This is a genomic window from Bacillus cereus G9842 (genome assembly GCF_000021305.1).
GTDB lineage: Bacteria > Bacillota > Bacilli > Bacillales > Bacillaceae_G > Bacillus_A > Bacillus_A thuringiensis_S.
The window spans coordinates 2,822,918-2,839,505 of the sequence record NC_011772.1 but is presented as its reverse complement, the minus strand read 5'-3'; the positions used below and the strand labels follow the sequence as shown (position 1 = coordinate 2,839,505).

Sequence of the window (16,588 nt, the reverse complement as noted above, 5' to 3'; positions counted from 1 at the left end):
GTTTCAAAATAAATAAGGGGTGTGTAAAGGTATGGAATTATTATGGTTTATTCCGGCTTATGGAGATGGTCGATATTTAGGAACGACAAAACGAGGAAGAGCAGCTGAATATGGTTATTATAAGCAAGTTGCTGTGGCAGCTGATTATTTAGGATATACGGGTGTTTTACTTCCAACTGGTCAAGGATGTGAAGACCCTTGGGTGTTAGCTTCAGCTCTTGCTGCTGAAACAGAAAAACTAAAATTTTTAGTAGCAGTGAGACCAGGACTAATGTCACCTACAGTTGCAGCGAGGATGGCATCTACATTTGATAGAATTTCAGATGGGAGACTACTTATTAATGTAGTAGCTGGAGGAGATCCAGTTGAACTACAAGGAGATGGATTATATCTTGAGCATGATGAAAGATATGAAGCAGCGGATGAATTTTTAAAAGTTTGGAAATCGACATTGCAAGGTGAAACGATCTCTTTAGAAGGAAAACATATTCAAGTTACAGATAGTAAAGTTGTATTCCCGCCAGTTCAAACACCATATCCTCCTATATATTTCGGAGGATCATCAGCTGCTGGAAAAGAAGTAGCAGCTGAACATAGTGATGTATATTTAACGTGGGGAGAGCCACCAGAGCAAGTGAAAGAGAAAATAGAAGAAGTAAGAAAACTTGCAGAAGAGAAGGGGCGTACAGTACGATTTGGCATTAGATTACACGTAATTGTAAGAGAAACAGAAGAAGAAGCGTGGGAAGAGGCAGAACGTTTAATTCAATATGTGGATAATGAAACAATTGAGCTTGCTCAAAAGACATTTGCAAGATATGATTCGGTTGGTCAAAAGAGGATGACACATTTAAATAAAGGTACGAGAGAGTCGTTAGAGATAAGCCCTAATTTATGGGCTGGAATCGGACTTGTAAGAGGTGGGGCAGGTACTGCACTTGTAGGCAATCCACATACAGTAGCAGAAAGGATAAAAGAATATGAATCGTTAGGAATTGATACGTTTGTTTTATCAGGATATCCGCATTTAGAAGAAGCGTATGAAGTGGCAGAATTGTTATTCCCATTATTGAAAAACGAGAAGAAAGAAGAAAATAAAATGGTTGGTGAAATGATTGCTGATGCATATGCATTAAAAAAATAGTGAGAAATAAAGTTTCACCTATTTATTGCTTTATTTTGTTTACTGCCTGTTAATACGGGATAAAAAACCCGCAAGTTATTCGCTTGCGGGTTTTCATCGTAAATTATTAGAAAATATGGTAAAATTAAAGGGTAACTTAAGGTGCGGTTGGTTGTTCAATTATCACTTCTCCGAGTAGGAGGGGGGTGATAATACGTGAGTGAAATAGCGTTGCTACTGCAAGGTGGACTGTTTCTCGTTGCATTGTTAACGTTCGTCGTCGTTTTAATAGACAAGCTCAAAAAATAACAACCCACCTATGCTTATAGAATGTGGGTTGTTTTGTTTGTAAGAAACAAATAGGATAAATGAACAATCCAATCTGCTAAGTTACGTGGACTAGTGTGTAGCCGCACACTAGTCTTTTTTATTTATATACAATTTATAATTGGTTTATGTGATTGTATTGTTCTTTTCATACTCATTATAACACAGTGTCTTTTCATCAAGAAAGGAGACCGTATGTTCTGGTTTCTGTTATATAGTAGGTGCTTTTTCTTTAAACAGCCCATCCATATACTGTTTTAAACTTTGGACATAAAATTTCTGCGTATTCACATTATTTACACCGACAATCGGCGATGGAAGGTCAAATCTTTTTTCTGATAAATGAACGACAACATCAAAGATATCAAACAAACGAATGAAGCAAAACAGGCCGTCTTTATCGCTAAGTAAAATAAAGTAATGATTTTCACTACTTGTATTTAGCGTATTCCATAAAGAACTTTTGCTTAAATCACGTACAATGCTTTTTTCTTTTAGTTCCACGAAATCTGCATTGGAGAGAATGGTAGAAATATCAATTGCATCTTGATCTTCAAAGTAGCCGTCAACTGCTTGTACAGCGAATGTATAAGCCATTTTTAATACACTCATTTTATATTTACGGTTATCTAATAGTAATTCACGTTGAATAGAACTCGCTACTTTCGTTACACGTTCCTCTTTCCAAATTTCATTATGTAAGGAAATATCGTGCTTTTTACATAGTTTCATAATTAATGCATTAGAATAAAGAATCTCGTCGCTTACTTCGACAACATCAGTCTCAGCAGCCGCAAGTTCCTCACCGTGCTCATTCGTATAGAGTGGGGAATCAATTTGTCTTTTCATTTGTTCAATCTTAAATTGACTCAATTTATGCCTAATTAAAGGGCGATCGATATTTGTTGTCATTTGTTCATGACAAGTATCACAAATTGAGTTTGTGAAATAATATCCACATAATATTTCTGGAATGACATATTGTTCACTAAGTTCTTTCGTATCTTTTCTGCAAATGATGCATTGTGTCATTTTTATCACCTTTACCTGCAAATTTGTATGTAATCTCATTGTAGTGTATTTATCGGTATTTTGGAATATTGTAAAGGAAAATATTATGTGAAATTCATACTTATTTTGGTACAATGAAGAGAAGTGCTAGTTTAAAGGAGGCCGTTTTTTTGAAATCAAAAGTGCACTTTTGGACATTAGAAGTGCTAATGGTTGTAGGAATCATATTTATTTGCACAAAAATATCATTTTTATTTCAACCGATTGGTATCTTCATATCAACATTATTTTTCCCAATCTTAATCGCGCTTTTTTTATACTTCATATTTAATCCTGTATTAATCTTTTTGGAGAATAAAAAAGTACCTAGAAATTTAGCGATATTACTGTTATATCTTTTTATCATAACATTAACTGCGGTTGGCGTTGGAGTAGTTGTTCCTACGATTTCACAACAGCTAATGGACTTAGTAAAAAATATGCCAGGCTACATAAAAGAGGGAAAAGTATACATACAAGAATTATCACATCATAGGTTGTTTGAATGGTTATCTACACAAAACTACGTTTCCATTGAAACAATTGAAAAAAATGCAATTGAATACTTAAAAGATATACCAAATACAATTACGTCGAGTGCAACGGCTTTATTTGGTATTATCACGAACGTTGCATTAGTTGTATTTACTGTACCGTTCATTTTATTTTACATGTTTAAAGATGGACATGCCTTTCCAGGAAAAGCGGTAAGTTTATTACCAGAGTCTTACCGTGAAGAGGGGCTTCGTATCATTAAGGAAACGAACGAAACATTATCTGCATATATTCAAGGACAAGCGCTCGTTTGTATATTTGTAGGTGCGTTTACATTTATCGGTTATTTAATTATCGATTTACCGTACGCTTTCGTTTTAGGAATTATTGCAGCATTTACAAACATCATTCCTAACTTAGGTCCATTTATTGGGGCAGCGCCAGCTGTTATTGTAGGACTGTTCGTATCTCCGATGCAAGCCTTATACGTAATTATTATCGTAACAATTGTACAACAGTTTGAAAGTAATATTATTTCACCACGTATTATGAGCTCGAAATTAAACATCCACCCATTAACAATTATTATCCTAATTTTAGGGGTAGGTAACTTTGCTGGAATCATCGGAATGATTTTAGCAGTACCAGTTTATGCAGTAACAAAAACAGTTGTTTCGAACTTAGTGAGATTGTTTAAGACGAAGAGAAGTAATCGGAAATAGTAAAACCTGAGAAAGATACACCGCTTTTTAAGTGGTGTATCTTTTGTTTATAAAAAATAATTAAAAGTGGGTTGATTTGATTTTATTATATATTTTTTATACATCAAATTCAGTGATGAACTTGTGTGATATAAGGCTCTATAAAACTATGTGGAATCCCTCTGAACTATCCAAATCATTTCCTTACAGCACGCTATCAACATCAAAATCGACTCCTTTCAATTCTATATAGTTAAACGATTAAAGGTGAGTGTAGTATTTGCTTCTACGATCTCGAATTTCATTAATAACTTGTTTATATTGTCTTTCTTGTTTTAATTCATTTTGAGATATTGTTTCTTTTTGAATCGTAATCGTTAAAAAGAAAAGGTGAAACTTCATATGTGAATTCCTCCTTTCGAATTGGAATTACAGATGACTACAGTAATGACTTTGTCTTTCTTTTACAGAATCCATAGCTTGATTAATTTGTCGTTCATGAAGCATTTCAGACTCAGAAAATTTATTTTTTTGAATGGTAATGGTTAAAAAGAATACTTTAAATTTCATTGGATAATTACCCCTTTATAAGTGATTTAGAAAAGACGAGTGTAATAAGAAGATTGGCGCTCTTTTACTTCGTCCATAATGTTTTGGATGTGTTGCTCACGTAAAATCTCTTTCTGTGAAAGCTTACGTTTTTGAATGGTGATTGTTAAAAAGAATGCTTTAAATTTCATGAATATATTACCCCTTTAAAATATATTTTTAATACATTTGAGTGTAGTATGAACTTTTAATGTCAGTTATTTTATCAGTCAGTTGTTTTAACTGTTGTTTACGAATGATTTCAGTTTCAGATAAAGTATTTTTTTGAAGCACAGTCGTAAAAAAGAAAATATGAAAAGTCATAAATGAATTCCTCCTTTCGAAAAGGAATTACAGGTGATCACAGTAAAGTGCTTGGCGCTCCTTAACATCATTCATAGCTTTTTCAATTTGCTCATTATGAAGAATTTCATCTTTGGAAATTGTATTTCTTTGAATCGTAATACTTAAAAACAATACGCTAATAGTCATTGAATGTTGCTCCTTTCTTAGAAAAATAATGTAAGAGACTAAAAAAACCGCGCAAAAAAACCACAGGAAGATACAGTTCTCCTATGGCGGGGCGTGAAAAAGCCACAGGAAAGTATACGACCTCCTGTGGCGAATTTATGAATTAAATGAAATAAAGTACGATTTTCAATTCTCCATTAGGGTGGTCGAATTCATATTTAATTGTCCAGAAAACACAGGTGCAGTTAACGCTAAAGTTAATGCATGTAATTGTAATTTCATCATTTCCTTCGACCTCCTTTTAGAATTTTTTTCTTACGTTAGTAAGTATATACAATTAATGGATAATTGTAAACATAAAAAATGAAAATTTTTAATTTTGATTAAAATGCGTATATTTAAAAAGGGATTTGAAAGTAAATATTGTAATTAACGAAATATCGATAAAAATGGGGGATGCTAAATGAAATATATGCATCATAACATAATCGTTATGCTAACAATTTTTTTATTTATTACGGCTTGTTCTAATGGAGAAAGAATAAAAGATATATATGATGTTAGTTCAGATGATTTTAAGAAATATACTGGGACATACGTTGGTAAAAATTCAGATGTGGTTGCAATTATTAATCATTTACCCGGTGGTGGAACAGTTCAAAGTATAAGTTTAGAAAATGAAAATATAAAAGTGAACTATGGCGCAAAAGAGAGTGGGGCTCTTACAGAAGAAATGATTGAGACGTATTGGTTTGATGAGAAAGATACGATGAAGAAGAATTTTCTCTTTAACATTATTTATCTTGTAGTTTTAGTGCCAAATGCAAACAGTTACGAGTTTCAGGTAGAGAATATAAAATTTATGATGAAAAGGGAGGAAATCCTATCAATCTTGCATGGGAAATTTGATGATTTTCCAAAAGAAGATGATATATGGGATAAAAAGAAAGTAGTAAAGTTTCTTAACGATCATAATGAAAAAATTAAAATGCTTGTGGAAGATAAAGATTTTCGGAAATCTTTATTTGCTAAATATCCAGTGAGCCAGTTGAAATAATGGAGGGGAGAAGATGGAGTTAGTATACAAAATTTCTTATCATAGAATGCAGGATCATTATTTACCTAAATTAGTACAGGCAATTAGGCTCGTTAGTGAAGAAGATTTGTGGAAAAAAGAGACCTCTGTTAATTCAATTGGTGGAATCGTACTACATATTTGTGAACATTTACAGAGAAATACAAGGCGTTATAAGGATCCAAATATAGTTTTTGAAAATGGAATTGAAGAATATTTTCCAGTGAAACAAATAAGATCTGAAGCTTTGTTAAAAACTGTTGAAGAAATATTTGATGAGTGGGGCAAAGCATATATACAGGTCTGGGAAGAAAAAAGGCATATTGATCTTCAAAGTCTATTACATTTGGTTGAGCATACAAGCTATCATTTAGGGCAAGTAGTAGATCGTACAAAATGTATTGAGGGACAACAGTTTAATTTTTGTCAAAATGGTATAAATGAAAAGAATTTGAGAACAAGAGTTGAAACTTCGAATTTTTAGAAAGAGAGACATTCTTAATTGAATGACTCTCTTTTTTTGTAAAAGAAATTTATGGAAAAAAATAATTCTATGTGATATAGTTAATTACATAAGTAATGAACCTATGAACCTAAGGTGGTGAAAATGTGAAGCCGACTCTAGAACAAAATAAATTAATATACATACAAATTGCAGAAACGATTGAATCTGATATTTTAAAAGACATATTGCTTGAAGAAGAACAAGTTCCATCGACAAATCAATTTGCGAAGATGTTACAAATAAATCCGGCTACCGCAGCTAAAGGGGTGAATGTATTAGTGGATGAGGGGATTTTATATAAAAAGAGAGGGATCGGAATGTTTGTTGCAAAGGGAGCGAAAGAAGTCGTACTAAAAAAAAGACAAAATACTTTTATGACTGAATATTTACCTAAAGTGTGGGAAGAAGCGAAAGTACTAGAAATATCAAAAGATGAATTGATGGATATGATTCAAAAGATTACGAAGGAGGGGAAAGAGGGATGATTGCACTTGAAACGAAAGATGTAACGAAAAAGTATAAAAAGAAAATAGCTGTAAATGAAGTAACGATTTCATTGGAAGAGAATAAAATATATGGTTTGCTTGGAAGGAACGGAGCAGGGAAAACGACTTTATTAAATTTACTAGCAGGACAAATTACTTCAAGTAGTGGAAGTGTATCAATATTTGGTGAAGATGTTTTTGAAAATAGTAAAGCGATGCAAAATATTTGTTTCGTTAGAGTAAAAGAAGAGTCTCATTTAAGTTATAGCGTAAAAGAAATTTTTAAGATATGTAACATGTTTTATAAAAATTGGGATCAGAAGTTTGCTGAAGAACTGGCGGGTAAATTTCAGCTTAATATAACAGAGAAATACCATAAACTATCTCATGGCATGCAAACAGTTATAGGAATTATTAAAGGGTTAGCAAGCAGAGCGACAATTACTATTTTTGATGAACCAACTACAGGATTAGACGCAGCACATCGTGAGTTATTTTATAGTTTACTACTAGAAGATTACGGGGAGTATCCCAGAACAATTATATTATCAACACATCTGGTAGAAGAAGTAACCCATGTTATTGAAGAAGTAATTATCATAAAAGAAGGTGCACTTGTTGTTCAATCAACAGTGGAAGATTTATTGCAACAAGGTCATATTATTTCAGGGCAAAAAGGTAAAGTGGAGGAGTTCTTGATTAATAAAAAAGTTATAAATAAAGAAATTTATGGGAATAAAGGTATTGCTGTTATATGGGAAGAGCTTTCTAATGAAGATTGTTACTCTCTTGAAAAAGAAGGTTTAGTAATTGATAGAATTACATTACAAAAACTATTTATTCACATGACTGGTGGTGAAGTGGAATGACGACGTTAATGAAACAATTGAGGTTACATATAAATTTTCATTATAAAGCAATTTTAATATTTTGGATTGTAGCTTTATTAATAAAAGGAGCTTTATATGCTGCTCATTTAAATGAAGCGAAAGTTGGTTATTTACTCGAAATTATCAATAATCCTTCAATTGCAATTATGATTTTTATAGTAGGGAGTGTTTTCATTGTTCAAGATGATGTATTTCGTTTAGCAGTTTCATTTGGTATAACGAGAATACAATATTTTATCGGAGCGATTTGCTATATCGTGTTGCAATCCGCATTGTTTTCATTCCTTCAAATACTGTTTTTACAAGATATAAAATATAACTTAGTAAATGTTAACTTTGGAGAGCAATTAATACAACAGTTTATTTTACAATTTTTATTTTATGTTACGATAGCATGTTTCTTTCAAGTAGTAGTAATTTTTAAGCAAAGATTTCAATGGATTGGTCTCATGATTGGTGGGTCGCTTTTCCTTTCAACAAATAGTGTGCTGTATGGAGAAGTAGGGATAAAAGGATTGTTATTTACAAATGATGTATCTTTAATAGATATCCCTTATTTTATTGTTATTTCAATTGGATTAACAATTCTTTATATCATAACTAGTAGTATATTTATTCGTAAAGTATCATTTGAACGAACAGTTTAAAATAGTGATAGATTATTCTTTTAGGGAGAAGGAAAATATATGGGAGACACGTCCTCACTAATAACCGTCTTTTTATGCATTGCACTACTAATATTTTGGCGTCGTTATCGCTCCATGCATAAGCCAATAAAGGGATCAGGAAAACGTATTTTATGGCCATTACTATTTTTAACACCAGGTATTGTATGGTTTTTAGGTCCCGTACATCCAGCTATATTACAAGTAATTATAGCGGTATTCATTGGTGTACTTTTTGCTGTACCGCTTATAGTATTAACAAATTATGAACGAAGAGATGATGGGAATATTTATACGAAAAAAAGTGCAGCTTTTTTAATTACTTTTATTGTACTTGTCTTTTTAAGATATGGTTCAAGACAATTTATCGTTGATTTAGATCAACAAACGATTGGTTTATTATTTTACGTTGTTGCAGTATCGTATATTTTTCCTTGGAGAATTGCCTATTATATAAAGTTTAGGAAAGTTTGGCCGGAAAATAATAATCATGCTATATGAAAACTTCTCATTTGAGAAGTTTTTTTATTTTTACAGGTAAGCAAAACAAGTTGTTGAAGGGCAGGCTGTCATAGAATATGATACATATTATAATGAGGAAAAGTTGAGGGGATAAAAATGCGTACAATTTTACTTTTTCTAAACAACATGTTCATTAGCGAAATCGAGGACATTAGGCAAAAACATGATCCTTTATTTGGATTAATTCCACCGCATATTACAATTGTATTCCCATTTGAAAGTTCGATTTCAAATGATGAGCTGAAATTACATATTATAAATGTATCAAAACCGATACAGAATATAGAAATTGAATTTAAGAATCAAATTACAAGTGAAAGAGAATATTTGTTTTTACGAGTTGAAAAGGGGAAAGAACAAATAGAGGAACTACATAATATTCTATATACAGGACCTTTATTACAATTTTTGAAAGAAGACATTCCGTACATCCCGCATGTAACAGTCGGAAGAAAAGAAAGTGTCGCGTTAGCTGCTGAAGTAGTGAAGGAGATTCCTAGTTTTCATGGGAAGTTAAATTGTGTGATTGATAGAATAAGCGTGGAGCGAATTGGAGAGAACGGGGAATCAATTATTGAATTTGAAGTGCCATTTCTAAAAAGCTGACAAAAGTCAGCTTTTTATTTCGTAGCATGAAGTAATGCACCAATTGCACCGCTATTACCACCATCTTGTAAAAAGATTGGTGTTTTATTTTGATATTCGGTGTAGCTACTAATAATATGTTGAAGTTGTACGTTATTACATAAAGTCGAACCAATATAAATAATATGTTCAATGTTTTTTGTTTCAGCGAATTGAAGGCTTAATGCAGTAACGACTTCACCGACAAGTCCTTGTACAGTAGCTAGTATATCGGAGCTACTATTATTTGATTCTGTAATGGCTGCTTTTCCGAAGTTACTAGCAGTTAAGTTATTATCGATAGGGGAAAGAATACCACCATAAATATCTCCAACCGTAATATCTAGTTCTTTTCTAGATCCTACTTTTGTTAGAGGGATTACATCTTCAAAATGATCTATATTTGTTAACAATTTTGAAAGTCCCATAATAGTCCCACCGCCAACTCCGGTTCCACCAGCGCGAATATATTGTTCATTATAAACGTAATGGATAGAAGTACCTGTACCGATATTGGTTAAAATAAAATTGCGTATAGCATGTTTTTCTTCTTTTAATATGTATTGGACACCTGCAAGAGTAGCTTCAAATTCGTTTAGCTCTATTATTTTATATGAACCTGTAAGCAGTTGCTGTAATAGTTTCGATTTACCACCCGTAATACATATTTGTTTTATGCCATTGTTGTTTTTAATCCAATCTATTATTTTATGTTGTTCATGTGAATAAAATTTTTCAAAAGTTAATAGCCTTTTTTCGTTAAAATAAGCTATTTTCGTTAATGTGCCTCCAGCATCGATACCGATAGTACGTTCCATTTTCCTGCTCCTAACTACGTAATATGTTTTCCTATTTATTTTTAATTGGTTGAGAATAGATATTCCCAACTGATATAAGGAACAATTTAATCTGCTTGATATATTAATAGTTTTTCTATAGTTACAATAGGCTGGTCGTTTACAGTTGCAATACCTTTACCAAGAACAAAACCTCGGCGATTGCGCGTTAGTTCATAATGTAAATCAAGTTTATCACCGGGATATGCTTTTCCTTGGAATTCAACTCCATCTAAAGAGGAGAGGAATCCTAGTCCTTCAGAATCACTTGTATGTACAAATGCACTAAGCTGAGCAAGTGCTTCTACAATTAACATATGAGGCATATGTTTTTGATTATCATTTATAAACCATTCGTTATTTGTAATGAGTTTATATCCTGTAACGAATTCATCTTGTTTTACATTTATTACTTTATCAATCATTAAAAATGGATAACGATGGGGAAGTGTGTCTTTAATATGCATATGAAAGTACCTCCAATTAATAATACCCCTGCTAAAGTTAAGCAGGGGAGTGGGAACTAATTTTTAACTAATTCATTTACTTTTTCAAGGACGAAAATGCCGCTATTTCTAATGTTTTCAACAACTTGTTGCAACACTTCTTTATCTTGAACGAGTGCAATACGTACGAAGCCTTCTCCGTGAGGTCCAAATGCATGACCAGGTGTAACAACGACATTCGCACGATCCATTAATGCATAAGCGAAGTCTAGAGAAGTCCATCCTTGTGGAATTTCAGCCCAGACAAACATACTACCGGCTGGCTTATCGACATTCCAACCAAATGTTCGGAATCCATCGACTAAAGTATCTCTCCGTTCTTGATAAATATCGCGGTTTTTCTCACAAAATGCCGCGCCATTTCTTAGTGCTGCAGATGCCGCTTTTTGAATTGGTAAAAATACACCGTAGTCGGTATTAGATTTAAATTGAGTAAGTGCACGAACAATTTCTTCGTTTCCAATCATATATCCAATACGGCTACCTGCTAAACTATAACTTTTTGACAAAGAATTGATTTCTACGCCAACTTCTTTAGCACCATGTACAGAGAGGAAGCTAATTGGCTTATTACCATCGAAATAAAATTCAGCATAAGCAAAATCATGGACAACGATAATATTATGCTTTTTCGCGAATGCGATTACTTCTTTAAAGAAATCTTCATGGGCCATTGCTGGAACGGGATTCCCTGGGAAGTTTAAAATCATCATCTTCGCTTGATCGGCAATTTCTTCAGGGATGACTTCTAAGTCTGGTAAGAAATCATTCTCTTTCTTTAAAGGCATGTAGTAAGATGTTGCACCAGCCATTTGAATACCTGTTTCATAAGCTGTATATCCTGGATCAGGAACTAATATAATATCACCTGGATTTGCATAAACCATAGGTAAATGAACGAGCCCGTCTTGTGAACCCATTAATAATAAAACTTCTTTATCTGCATTTAATAAAACGTTATGAGTGTTGATGTAATATTCAGTTACAGCTTCGTGAAATTCTTGAATACCTGATAATGTATACCCGTAGCTCTCTTTCTCACTCGCTGTATGTACCATTGTTTCTCTTACAAAATCAGCGGGCGGCATATCAGGATTTCCGATGCTCAAATCAATCATGTTATGACCTGCTGCAATTTTTTCTTTTTTATAGGCTCCTAATTCACTAAATATAGAAGATTGGAATGCTTTCATTCTAGTTGCTAACGTGTAAGTCATCAAAACCCCTCCTAAAACAGTGCTTTCATTCTGCGTTTTTAATTATTCTGAAAACACATGTTTATATTTTATCATTTTTTTATGAAAATTAAAACGATTGACAAATTTAGAGGAAGTATTAGCCTATTTTGAAAAGTATCGATGTAAATAGCGTAGACGTGTTAATTGAAATGTCTATTATAGGATTCATTTTATATAACTTAAGTTATTTGATAGTTTTTATTAAGTATTTGTGGAAGATTTCTAAAGTGAAATAACGCAGAAAATATTTTCTGCGTTTCCTCTGAAATGTAATCATTTCTTTTTATACGTGCATAATTTTTCAGCTGTCAAAAAGTATACATTTAATGTACCGTCGGCAACTTTTAAAGTTTGCTCTGATGTAAATGAATTACCATAATCAATGTGATATACATTAGAATTTTTGACAAATGAGCCTTTATATAAATCGTCTTTATTCTTTGTGGTTTGCATTTCTACTAAATTTTGCACAATTTCCTCTTTATTTTCTTTTTTGACAACTGTTTCAAATTTATAATATACAGGGCATTCACCATTTTTATTGTCAACGACTTCCCAAGAACCGTATATATCGTTATTGCTGCATCCACTAAGTAGGATGATTAGTATAGGAATTGTAAGTAGAACCTTTTTCATTTTGTGCTCCTTTCTTTTAAATTTGAATAAACGTGCGAATACGATAGGGATATTATAATAAATAAAGTTTAAATTTTTTTAAAGAATTATTTAATTTCATATAAAAATTTAGGAGAAATTAAAGAAGCATGAATCTAGTGTAAAGTCAGATTCATGCTAGTACCATAGCCTATGTTATATCTTTTTTGAGGATAAATAAAGAGGAAAGCAGAAGCACTATTCCATTTAATATATATACGCTTGCGATCATAAAGGCTAACGTACCTGCGCCAAATCCTGCTTTATCGAATATAGAAGCAAATGTTGCGATAGTCAAAAAGACAATGGGAGTCAGTAGTAAAAATATGAAACCTGCCATGATTCTTTTTTTAAAACTATGTCCAGATAAGGAAATGGCTAAAAAGTTTAGGATGCTAAACAGAGCAATTGCAAAGAGCAGGACAATAAATACTTCAATGCCATCAGACATTTTACCACTCCTTTTATAAAGAGTACTCTTTATAATCTATTCGAAATAAAAGGGGGATACTCCTTTAGGTAATTTCAATAAACGTAATAAATAGGCGTATTATAGAACAAAGAAGTATGGATTCAATATTATATCCATACTTCTTTGTTTATTTTATAAATTCGCAGATTGTGAATGCTGTTTTTCATAATGTTTCTGCTTAGAAAGGGAAATAGAAATAATCAATAATGAAACGACTCCGAAGATGAGAACCATATATTGTAACCCAATTGTATCTAAGAAGAACCCTGTGCCAAGTAAGACGATTTGGAACATAACCCTCTCAAACATATTACGGAATGAGAAGAGGCGACCGTGATAACTTTTTTCCACTTTCGTTTGGAAAATTGTCGACATAATAGGGAAGAAGCAGCCAACACTAAACCCAAACAAACCAAATGATGTAAGAGCCATCCATTTTATATCGCTAAAGAACAATGACAGGTGTGCAAAAGCAGTACAAATTGCGAAGAAATATAGTAATTTTTCGGGTTTGAAATGATCAGATAGACGTTTAATTACGAAGGCACCTAACATAAATGCGACACCTTCAATTGTATATATGAACCCTTTAATCGTAGGATCATGTTGCATTTCGCTAATGTTAATAACCATTAAATTAAACCCTGCTATAAATAATAGAGGGATGATACTTAATATAAGTGCTGTAAAAGCAATAGGAATTCCTTTTAAAATACGAAATACTTCCATAAAGCTATTGTCTTTTGCAGCTTGTTTACTTGGTGTTGTTGATTTCTTGTCTTCGAATTGTAGGAAGAACGTCGAGAGGAATAATAAGGCGTATGCTGCCATTGAAAAGGCGTACATATACTGTAAACTCATTACAACTAAAAGAATTCCACCTAGTGAAGTACCTGCAATACGAGCGATTGTACCAACATTCATATGTACACCGTTCATTTGTAATAACTCATTCTCACGTACGATGAGTGGAATTACAGATTGTAATGCAGGGAAATAAAATGCTGCTGAAATTTGAAGAGCAACCATAAATGCAATCATAAATGCGATACTTTCAAATTGAATAGCGAAAAACATGAAAATAACACTTAAAACTCGACCAAATCCAGCGTAAAGAAGAACTTTTTTCTTTTCATACTGATCGATGACACGACCGGCCATAGGGCCAACTAGAACACCGGCTAATAGTCCGATAAATAATATAACTGATTTCATGAAATCAGAAGGGACATATTTTTGCATAAACTCAAGGTTGCCAAGAATACCAAGCCATAATCCTAGACCTGCAATAAACTCCCCAATTAAAACAATCCAAACATTTTTATTACGCCACATAACATAAAACCTCTCCGTCTTTTAAAATGAAAAAACTCGTATATAAAACCTCCTTATTTATGTAGTATTTTTATACGAACTTTTTTAGAGTCAGAGTCTATATTACGTGTTTCATAATTGGATTTCAATCTTTTTGATTTGTAAAAAATTTGATGTATTAATTGATGAAATAAATGAAGCAAAACGTAAAAAATTCATGATTAAAGCTAATAGAAAGTAAGGATAAATATAAAAAAGCAAGAACGTATAACTACGTCTTGCTTTTCCAAAGTACAAAATTAAACATTAATTTCAATTAGCAATATTTACGCTCTTGTCCAATAGCTAAAGCGCTAAAAGATAGAGGACCAGCAACTTCTGCACTTGCACTACTAATAAGGTTTTCTACAGTTAATGAATATTCGTGTGTTCCACTGCTAATGTTTTGGTCTGTAGCTTGGAATGTTTGTACGTAAAATTGTTCAGAATTTGTTGATTCAATACCTACTTGTGTATTGAAAATTTCAATGTTATCAAGGAAAATTCGGAATAAAACTTGTGAAATCTCAGTTATACCTTCTACACCAACTGTAGCTATTAATTCTACTCGATTATTACGTGAATCTCTACTTGAAATTCTCAATTTCAAATTTGCTAGAATTACTTTGTTTGGAGAAGAGGGGATTGCAAAAGTTGTTGCATCAGTTTTACTTATAGGTTGAGTAGCTTAATAATCAATGATATGAGTCATATTCACAACCTCTTCATATACTGAAATACGGAAATAGGGATGAATTATCTTGGACAAATACTAGAATATTATAATAGAGTCCACAACAATTGTTGAAAAGAAGCAATTTACATAAAAGCATCAAGAATATATCATAATAAGATGATATTTTTCTTAATGCTTTTTGTAATTAAGCAGAATATTCTTCTTTACGTACTTCAAAAAATTCATTACGTCGTAAGTAATTATAAATTCTCTCAGAAACCTCTTCTTCTTCAGACACTAAGAAACGATGGTCAAAAGCGTAGAAAGATTGACCTTTAATTAATTTTACATAATATATATTAAACGCCTCCTGACACTAGATTATTACTTTCTTCATATTATGATGGCCTATATGTCTGCTAAAAATACTTGGAGTTTCAAAGGAAGTAAGTAAAGGGATGAAAGAGCTTACAATTTTGTAAGGTTTATGTCACCTTTTTCGATAGTTTACATTCACCAATTTCTTCTATACTACAAATAAGTTGCATAAAATAAGGGGGTAAAAAGATGGATGAAGTAATTGGAGAAGTTGTAGCAGGTATTTGTGAATTTGTAGTAGAAGTAACAGCGGATGCTATAGGAAGTTTAGTTTCCGGAAATGATGAGGAAAAAGAAACATTATAATAATTTGTAAAAGTATAAAGTTGATCAAATTGTAAAGGTTGATTTCTAAAGGGAAGTCAGCTTTTTATTTTTTACATTATATTAACTTAATTTGAATATTCATTTGTTATTATATTGAAGAAACCTATATAAGGAGGTGAATAAACAAATATGTCGAATTCGGGGGCTGATTTATCTGTTTCTCGTTTGATTGTGGCAAATGTAGAGGAAAAGGAATATCATTTTATTGTTCGTGAACATCCGATTGTAGGGAAAGTTATATCGCTATTTGAAAATGGTAAAGAATATGGTTTACTAGATAAACAAATCGCTAATAAAGATAAATTTATTACATCGGAGCTTACTAAATTAGATTATTTTAACTTAGATGTTTTATATCATACACCTGGGTGGATATGGATTGGTATGGATCAATTTGGTTTACATGCTCGTGAGGCTACTTATAACGAAGTAGATGTTATTATGAAGTTGAAAGAGGATTTATATTATATAGATATATACGAAGAAATAAAAATGTAGTAAATATTTAGTCAGGTTAGGGGACAAGTTCCCGTAGCCTTTTTTGTTTAATGGTAAAACGTAAAATTATATTATTTTGATTATAGGTAAACTTGATGAGAAGTGAGATGAAAAGAGGATTTGAAAATA

The 16,588-nt window shown here is 32.2% G+C and carries 25 protein-coding genes; 11 read left to right on the top strand and 14 right to left on the bottom strand.

The annotated features are described in order from the left end of the window. The first annotated feature begins 31 nt into the window (after positions 1 to 31). Both ssuD and BCG9842_RS31630 read left to right on the top strand, forming a co-directional pair. Entirely contained in the window at positions 32 to 1,144 is a 1,113-nt protein-coding gene (gene ssuD, locus BCG9842_RS14350) for an FMNH2-dependent alkanesulfonate monooxygenase (RefSeq protein ID WP_000422294.1), read from the top strand. A 195-nt stretch (positions 1,145 to 1,339) separates the two neighbouring features. Further along, positions 1,340 to 1,432 carry a putative holin-like toxin gene (locus BCG9842_RS31630; protein ID WP_001289320.1) on the top strand — a complete coding sequence of 31 codons (93 nt, stop codon included), beginning with the start codon at positions 1,340 to 1,342 and terminating at the stop codon, positions 1,430 to 1,432. Between the two features lie 228 nt (positions 1,433 to 1,660). On the opposite strand, the gene BCG9842_RS14345 is transcribed toward BCG9842_RS31630, so the two are convergent. After that, the gene (locus BCG9842_RS14345) at positions 1,661 to 2,482 is read right to left on the bottom strand and encodes an HNH endonuclease (protein WP_000189714.1); all 822 of its coding nucleotides are present in this window, start codon (positions 2,480 to 2,482) and stop codon (positions 1,661 to 1,663) included. A gap of 149 nt (positions 2,483 to 2,631) precedes the next feature. On the opposite strand from BCG9842_RS14345, the gene BCG9842_RS14340 reads away from it, so the two are divergent. Beyond that, positions 2,632 to 3,717, top strand: coding sequence for an AI-2E family transporter (locus BCG9842_RS14340; RefSeq protein ID WP_000837892.1), 1,086 nt, complete (start codon positions 2,632 to 2,634; stop codon positions 3,715 to 3,717). Between the two features lie 240 nt (positions 3,718 to 3,957). On the opposite strand, the gene BCG9842_RS14335 is transcribed toward BCG9842_RS14340, so the two are convergent. From BCG9842_RS14335 to BCG9842_RS14315, 5 genes are read right to left on the bottom strand one after another with little or no spacing between them, the layout of a single operon-like run. After that, complete coding sequence (locus tag BCG9842_RS14335; RefSeq protein WP_000668498.1) at positions 3,958 to 4,098, bottom strand: YrzI family small protein; 141 nt, start codon at positions 4,096 to 4,098, stop codon at positions 3,958 to 3,960. Between the two features lie 27 nt (positions 4,099 to 4,125). Further along, the gene (locus tag BCG9842_RS14330; protein ID WP_000669805.1) at positions 4,126 to 4,266 is read right to left on the bottom strand and encodes a YrzI family small protein; all 141 of its coding nucleotides are present in this window, start codon (positions 4,264 to 4,266) and stop codon (positions 4,126 to 4,128) included. A gap of 26 nt (positions 4,267 to 4,292) precedes the next feature. After that, positions 4,293 to 4,436 (bottom strand): YrzI family small protein, encoded by a 144-nt coding sequence (locus tag BCG9842_RS14325; RefSeq protein ID WP_000668963.1) that lies wholly within the window; start codon positions 4,434 to 4,436, stop codon positions 4,293 to 4,295. A 28-nt stretch (positions 4,437 to 4,464) separates the two neighbouring features. After that, entirely contained in the window at positions 4,465 to 4,608 is a 144-nt protein-coding gene (locus BCG9842_RS14320; RefSeq protein WP_000142727.1) for a YrzI family small protein, read from the bottom strand. A 27-nt stretch (positions 4,609 to 4,635) separates the two neighbouring features. Next, positions 4,636 to 4,776 (bottom strand): YrzI family small protein, encoded by a 141-nt coding sequence (locus tag BCG9842_RS14315; protein ID WP_000156193.1) that lies wholly within the window; start codon positions 4,774 to 4,776, stop codon positions 4,636 to 4,638. Between the two features lie 442 nt (positions 4,777 to 5,218). Here BCG9842_RS14315 and BCG9842_RS14310 point away from each other — a divergent pair, with 442 nt between their 5' ends. The 7 genes from BCG9842_RS14310 (at position 5,219) to BCG9842_RS14280 (ending at position 9,503) form a co-directional block, all read left to right on the top strand. Continuing rightward, positions 5,219 to 5,812, top strand: a complete 594-nt coding sequence (locus BCG9842_RS14310; protein ID WP_000876531.1) for a DUF4825 domain-containing protein — start codon at positions 5,219 to 5,221, stop codon at positions 5,810 to 5,812. Between the two features lie 13 nt (positions 5,813 to 5,825). Beyond that, a complete protein-coding gene (locus BCG9842_RS14305) occupies positions 5,826 to 6,314 on the top strand; it encodes a DinB family protein (RefSeq protein ID WP_000424636.1) in 489 nt (162 codons plus the stop codon). Between the two features lie 125 nt (positions 6,315 to 6,439). Continuing rightward, on the top strand, positions 6,440 to 6,820 hold the full coding sequence (locus tag BCG9842_RS14300; RefSeq protein ID WP_000805185.1) for a GntR family transcriptional regulator: 381 nt from the start codon (positions 6,440 to 6,442) through the stop codon (positions 6,818 to 6,820). Continuing rightward, a complete protein-coding gene (locus BCG9842_RS14295) occupies positions 6,817 to 7,689 on the top strand; it encodes an ABC transporter ATP-binding protein (protein ID WP_000560920.1) in 873 nt (290 codons plus the stop codon). Before BCG9842_RS14300 ends, BCG9842_RS14295 begins: the two co-directional genes overlap by 4 nt. Beyond that, the gene (locus BCG9842_RS14290; protein WP_000209600.1) at positions 7,686 to 8,357 is read left to right on the top strand and encodes a DUF4052 domain-containing protein; all 672 of its coding nucleotides are present in this window, start codon (positions 7,686 to 7,688) and stop codon (positions 8,355 to 8,357) included. Before BCG9842_RS14295 ends, BCG9842_RS14290 begins: the two co-directional genes overlap by 4 nt. Positions 8,358 to 8,396: 39 nt before the next feature. Beyond that, positions 8,397 to 8,876, top strand: a complete 480-nt coding sequence (locus BCG9842_RS14285; RefSeq protein WP_000502967.1) for a CcdC family protein — start codon at positions 8,397 to 8,399, stop codon at positions 8,874 to 8,876. Positions 8,877 to 8,993: 117 nt separating this feature from the next. After that, positions 8,994 to 9,503, top strand: coding sequence for a 2'-5' RNA ligase family protein (locus BCG9842_RS14280; protein ID WP_001259198.1), 510 nt, complete (start codon positions 8,994 to 8,996; stop codon positions 9,501 to 9,503). A 14-nt stretch (positions 9,504 to 9,517) separates the two neighbouring features. Here BCG9842_RS14280 and coaW read toward each other — a convergent pair whose 3' ends face one another. From coaW to BCG9842_RS29845, 8 genes are all read right to left on the bottom strand, one after another. Further along, entirely contained in the window at positions 9,518 to 10,339 is an 822-nt protein-coding gene (gene coaW, locus BCG9842_RS14275; RefSeq protein WP_000442499.1) for a type II pantothenate kinase, read from the bottom strand. Positions 10,340 to 10,425: 86 nt separating this feature from the next. Beyond that, the gene (locus BCG9842_RS14270; protein ID WP_000547636.1) at positions 10,426 to 10,824 is read right to left on the bottom strand and encodes a 3-hydroxyacyl-ACP dehydratase FabZ family protein; all 399 of its coding nucleotides are present in this window, start codon (positions 10,822 to 10,824) and stop codon (positions 10,426 to 10,428) included. Between the two features lie 56 nt (positions 10,825 to 10,880). Beyond that, complete coding sequence (locus tag BCG9842_RS14265) at positions 10,881 to 12,080, bottom strand: LL-diaminopimelate aminotransferase (protein ID WP_000222691.1); 1,200 nt, start codon at positions 12,078 to 12,080, stop codon at positions 10,881 to 10,883. A gap of 294 nt (positions 12,081 to 12,374) precedes the next feature. After that, the gene (locus tag BCG9842_RS14260) at positions 12,375 to 12,737 is read right to left on the bottom strand and encodes a hypothetical protein (protein ID WP_000757024.1); all 363 of its coding nucleotides are present in this window, start codon (positions 12,735 to 12,737) and stop codon (positions 12,375 to 12,377) included. Positions 12,738 to 12,906: 169 nt separating this feature from the next. Continuing rightward, a complete protein-coding gene (locus BCG9842_RS14255; protein ID WP_001279460.1) occupies positions 12,907 to 13,206 on the bottom strand; it encodes a hypothetical protein in 300 nt (99 codons plus the stop codon). 153 nt (positions 13,207 to 13,359) lie between these two features. Then, a complete protein-coding gene (locus BCG9842_RS14250) occupies positions 13,360 to 14,562 on the bottom strand; it encodes an MFS transporter (RefSeq protein WP_000269263.1) in 1,203 nt (400 codons plus the stop codon). A 295-nt stretch (positions 14,563 to 14,857) separates the two neighbouring features. Next, positions 14,858 to 15,256 carry an exosporium protein ExsC gene (exsC, locus tag BCG9842_RS14245; protein ID WP_223266670.1) on the bottom strand — a complete coding sequence of 133 codons (399 nt, stop codon included), beginning with the start codon at positions 15,254 to 15,256 and terminating at the stop codon, positions 14,858 to 14,860. Positions 15,257 to 15,461: 205 nt separating this feature from the next. Continuing rightward, a complete protein-coding gene (locus BCG9842_RS29845) occupies positions 15,462 to 15,614 on the bottom strand; it encodes a YqbF domain-containing protein (protein WP_074789873.1) in 153 nt (50 codons plus the stop codon). A gap of 476 nt (positions 15,615 to 16,090) precedes the next feature. Here BCG9842_RS29845 and BCG9842_RS14235 point away from each other — a divergent pair, with 476 nt between their 5' ends. Beyond that, the gene (locus BCG9842_RS14235) at positions 16,091 to 16,459 is read left to right on the top strand and encodes a hypothetical protein (protein ID WP_000071474.1); all 369 of its coding nucleotides are present in this window, start codon (positions 16,091 to 16,093) and stop codon (positions 16,457 to 16,459) included. Positions 16,460 to 16,588: the final 129 nt, after the last annotated feature.

Bases quoted from the DNA above. Each gene is read 5' to 3' on its own strand.
- ssuD (WP_000422294.1), top strand. From the start codon at position 32: ATGGAATTATTATGGTTTATTCCGGCTTATGGAGATGGTCGATATTTA.
- BCG9842_RS14345 (WP_000189714.1), bottom strand. From the start codon at position 2,482: ATGACACAATGCATCATTTGCAGAAAAGATACGAAAGAACTTAGTGAA.
- BCG9842_RS14335 (WP_000668498.1), bottom strand. From the start codon at position 4,098: ATGAAGTTTCACCTTTTCTTTTTAACGATTACGATTCAAAAAGAAACA.
- BCG9842_RS14330 (WP_000669805.1), bottom strand. From the start codon at position 4,266: ATGAAATTTAAAGTATTCTTTTTAACCATTACCATTCAAAAAAATAAA.
- BCG9842_RS14325 (WP_000668963.1), bottom strand. From the start codon at position 4,436: ATGAAATTTAAAGCATTCTTTTTAACAATCACCATTCAAAAACGTAAG.
- BCG9842_RS14320 (WP_000142727.1), bottom strand. From the start codon at position 4,608: ATGACTTTTCATATTTTCTTTTTTACGACTGTGCTTCAAAAAAATACT.
- BCG9842_RS14315 (WP_000156193.1), bottom strand. From the start codon at position 4,776: ATGACTATTAGCGTATTGTTTTTAAGTATTACGATTCAAAGAAATACA.
- BCG9842_RS14310 (WP_000876531.1), top strand. From the start codon at position 5,219: ATGAAATATATGCATCATAACATAATCGTTATGCTAACAATTTTTTTA.
- BCG9842_RS14305 (WP_000424636.1), top strand. From the start codon at position 5,826: ATGGAGTTAGTATACAAAATTTCTTATCATAGAATGCAGGATCATTAT.
- BCG9842_RS14295 (WP_000560920.1), top strand. From the start codon at position 6,817: ATGATTGCACTTGAAACGAAAGATGTAACGAAAAAGTATAAAAAGAAA.
- BCG9842_RS14290 (WP_000209600.1), top strand. From the start codon at position 7,686: ATGACGACGTTAATGAAACAATTGAGGTTACATATAAATTTTCATTAT.
- BCG9842_RS14285 (WP_000502967.1), top strand. From the start codon at position 8,397: ATGGGAGACACGTCCTCACTAATAACCGTCTTTTTATGCATTGCACTA.
- BCG9842_RS14280 (WP_001259198.1), top strand. From the start codon at position 8,994: ATGCGTACAATTTTACTTTTTCTAAACAACATGTTCATTAGCGAAATC.
- coaW (WP_000442499.1), bottom strand. From the start codon at position 10,339: ATGGAACGTACTATCGGTATCGATGCTGGAGGCACATTAACGAAAATA.
- BCG9842_RS14270 (WP_000547636.1), bottom strand. From the start codon at position 10,824: ATGCATATTAAAGACACACTTCCCCATCGTTATCCATTTTTAATGATT.
- BCG9842_RS14265 (WP_000222691.1), bottom strand. From the start codon at position 12,080: ATGACTTACACGTTAGCAACTAGAATGAAAGCATTCCAATCTTCTATA.
- BCG9842_RS14260 (WP_000757024.1), bottom strand. From the start codon at position 12,737: ATGAAAAAGGTTCTACTTACAATTCCTATACTAATCATCCTACTTAGT.
- BCG9842_RS14255 (WP_001279460.1), bottom strand. From the start codon at position 13,206: ATGTCTGATGGCATTGAAGTATTTATTGTCCTGCTCTTTGCAATTGCT.
- BCG9842_RS14250 (WP_000269263.1), bottom strand. From the start codon at position 14,562: ATGTGGCGTAATAAAAATGTTTGGATTGTTTTAATTGGGGAGTTTATT.
- BCG9842_RS14235 (WP_000071474.1), top strand. From the start codon at position 16,091: ATGTCGAATTCGGGGGCTGATTTATCTGTTTCTCGTTTGATTGTGGCA.